The 3,375-nt window shown below is 43.3% G+C and carries 2 protein-coding genes; both read right to left on the bottom strand.

Annotation, left to right across the window (positions count from 1 at the left end; translation table 11 throughout):
* Positions 1 to 138: 138 nt before the first annotated feature.
* Complete coding sequence (locus tag VN429_RS08700; protein ID WP_325632210.1) at positions 139 to 636, bottom strand: hypothetical protein; 498 nt, start codon at positions 634 to 636, stop codon at positions 139 to 141.
* A gap of 347 nt (positions 637 to 983) precedes the next feature.
* Positions 984 to 3,375: cache domain-containing protein (locus VN429_RS08695; protein WP_325632208.1), on the bottom strand; the 2,392-nt coding region annotated here is incomplete at its 5' end.

The following is a 3,375-nucleotide window of genomic DNA, read 5'->3' as shown; positions in this document are numbered from 1 at the left end:
CAACTAGACTGATAGATTTTTGCTGAAAAAGTTCTTTTCATTGGTTTTGTCTGGGGCCCTAAAAGTGGCACCGTTGGGGATTAAAAGGAGATTACAATTGTATTTCTGGAAAAACGAATGAGTATCTTTCAGATAGTACTAGACATTTTTTGTCAGATTTAGGCAATATCCATTAACACTGATCTTTTCGTCAGTGCATTCACCTTCAATGATATTCTTTCCGTCATCGGATAGCGAAAATGAGTCATTTGCTGTTGAAACATATGTCATTGTGAGGGTCTTTCCATCTTCTGAGGTGGATCCCTGTAACAGACCTCTGTATAGTAAGTTGGTAAGAGGATGGTACTCTCCATGTACAGAGGTATTTGTTTGAGTTAAATTTATGAGATTCTTTTTCCCATCCCAGATTCCGGTCCAATCCTGACCTGATATTATAGTGGTGCCATTCCTGGTTCCATTGAACATGTATCTGTATGGTTGGGTACTATTATCTAACTGATCGATGGCTCCAACACCAACAAACATCATCTTGTCTTCTGAAAGATTCAGGGTAAGTGTCCCGGTCTGATTTATTATACACGTAAGGGTCTTGCCATCTTCTGAAAGAGTACCTGCAAGCCGGAAGGGCACTACCATAAAACCTGGTTGAGATACTGTGGCTATCCCGCTAATGATTGAACCGTTCTGTGAAAGAGACAAAGTATAATTGGCGTCTGTCCACGTACCTACCCACGGAGAGTCCTGATGAGACACAGTGGTCGATTCCGCATACACACTACAAATAAATGAAAAGGGTATTGTCAGCACTATGGCACAGGCAAGATAAATCCCGGGACGAATGGTCATATCAGATACTATGGTGGATCTATGGATAAATTATACTAATCATGTCGTCAAAGACGAGGGATTTATTATCGGGAAACATAGGTTAATCAGATGCTCCGGTTCAAAAAAAGGGAATCCGGGAAATAGAAGATCAGATTCTATAAATCTTCACCCGGAATTTTCACAAACAACGAGATGTCTTTACCTTCCTTGGTGATATACCCGTTCGCAAAGATGTTGCCTTGTGCATCAGGATAAACTCCATAAAGTAATCCCGTTCCAAAAGCATCAAAGGTAAATATACCTTGTTCACCAAAGGTTGGATCAGGCTTCCCGTTCAGGTCATACCTGATAAGGACCGGGGTTTGATTATGATTTATCTCGGTTGTTCCGGCGATAATTATCTTCCCGTCAGCCTGAATCGTCTGTCCCCAGGCATAATCATAACCTGTTCCGCGATATATAACAGCACCACCATTTCCAAATGTGGTATCCAAAGTTCCGTCCTGATTATACCTGAGCACTACAATATCGTATGAACCTCCACTATCAGTCTCTGCTCCGGTCACGAGGATCTTGTTATCCGGAAGTATACTCACCCAGTTCCCATAATCAGGTCCTCCACTCTCTCCCTGGTACAGGGCAAGACCATCTATTCCAAATGATGTGTCGATAGATCCGTCTTTCAGCAGACGAACCGTGGCGATAGAACTATTCTTGTCACCCGGAATAACTGCTCCACCGGTGATAATCGCCCTGTCTTCATTATCGAGTGCTAATGCAAATCCATAGCTATCTTTATTTCCTGAACGATTGAGAACAAATATTCCATCTTTTCCATACTGATCATCGAATTTTCCGTCAGGCAAAAACCGGAGTGCAACCATCTCTTTGTGATTGCTGGTGTTCATCTCTCCGGTGATGAGTACCTTTCCATCCTGCTCCACAACAACTCCCCGGGCAGAATCTGTACCGTTTCCTGGTCCACTATATCGGACTATGCCATTCTTGCCAAATAAGGGATCTAATCTTCCATCCGGAGTATACTTGAGAAGCAGCATATCTGGGTCATGTCCGTTATGTTCCCTCCCGGCTACAAGGATATTTCCTTCTGCATCATGAGTAACCCCGAATGCATAATCATCCTTGCCGGCTGCACCTGCATAAATTACCGTTCCATGATTCCCAAATGTATTGTCCTTTTTGCCATCAGAGAGATACCTGATGATCTGGATATCTTTCTGCACCGAATCATTCCTCGTTCCTGCCAGGACTATCGATCCATCAGGCTGCATCTCCATCTCTATACTCCGGTCCTGGTTTGCATTTGGAGAATGCCACAGATATGCACATGACATGTATCTTCCGCTGATTACAACGTACGGAACACCGTCACTTCCGGTTACAAGCCGATAATAACTCTTTTTTGGAAAAATTCCCGAGAGTGTCGGATGTGAGAAGACATAGTGTACCCAGCCGGTCCTATGATCAACCGCTCCTTTGAGCATCTCGTCACGGAACATTTTCCCGGTCACATCTCCTTTTCCTAACATATTTCTCCCAGCAAGATTTGGATTTCCGGCATCTGCCATGTTTGTTCCATTAAGAGAGTACACAAAAACATAAAGCCCGGGAATCACCGGATCTTTGTATGGAGGAATCATTTCATTAATCTGCTTCAGAGTTTCCGGGGCATGTTGTGAGATTGCATCTGATGTGATATTCACGAGGTCAGTTACCATCTTTGGAGTGATCTCTGATTCTCCACATTCCACAGGCTGATATTTGTAAATGATCTGTTCATACTCCGAAGACCCGGTCTCTGACCGGTTGGTTTTCATACCTGCTATCGTATTATTGAGAGCAGTTACAAATCCGGGATCAGTATTTTTATTGAAAGCAAAATACTCGTCAGTAACTCCAATATTCATGAACGATGAGAATCGGTCCGGATCATCTGCATACCGGTTAATCATCGTCTGTCCTGACATCTCACCATAACTCCAGACATCTGCAGTTCCATTCTCAACCATCCTGATTGCTTGCTCAGGAGATGACACCTTAGTGATCTGATCTGGAGTTGTACCGGCATTTTCTGCCATCCCGATTCCACTATCATCCTGGATCGCCACAATCCGGTATGAGTGAATATCCTGGACAAGAGGGCTGTCATTTTGAGCGATACCCCAGAGAACCTTGGTGTCGCTGATGATCGGTCCGGCCCATAAGAACTGGTCTTCCCGCTGAGGAATCCTGGCAGTCGTAAAGAGAAGGGTATTATTTCGTGTCAGAGTTGTATTATATCCCTCTACCCATGGAACAATCCTGAATGTTTCTCTGGGAATTTCCAAATCCATGTGATTGAATGCTGATTCAAGTATATCGACTGATATTCCCTTCAGGTCTCCATTTTCCATATAATTGAACGGCGGATATTCTTCTGTTAGGATGAGAAGATCAGAAGGTAAAGATTGTGCAATTATACCTGGTATGAAAAGGCTGAGCAACAGTATTGTAAGGAATAGCAGTCTTTGCTTCATATTATAACAT

Origin of the sequence: Methanospirillum sp., assembly GCF_035560735.1 — an archaeon.
Classification (GTDB): domain Archaea; phylum Halobacteriota; class Methanomicrobia; order Methanomicrobiales; family Methanospirillaceae; genus Methanospirillum.
Note: the sequence above shows the minus strand (reverse complement) of the source record. Positions and strands in the feature narration are given on the sequence as shown.

Excerpts from the sequence above, each read along its gene's own strand:
- VN429_RS08700 (WP_325632210.1), bottom strand. The coding sequence starts at position 636 with ATGGTAGTGCCCTTCCGGCTTGCAGGTACTCTTTCAGAAGATGGCAAG.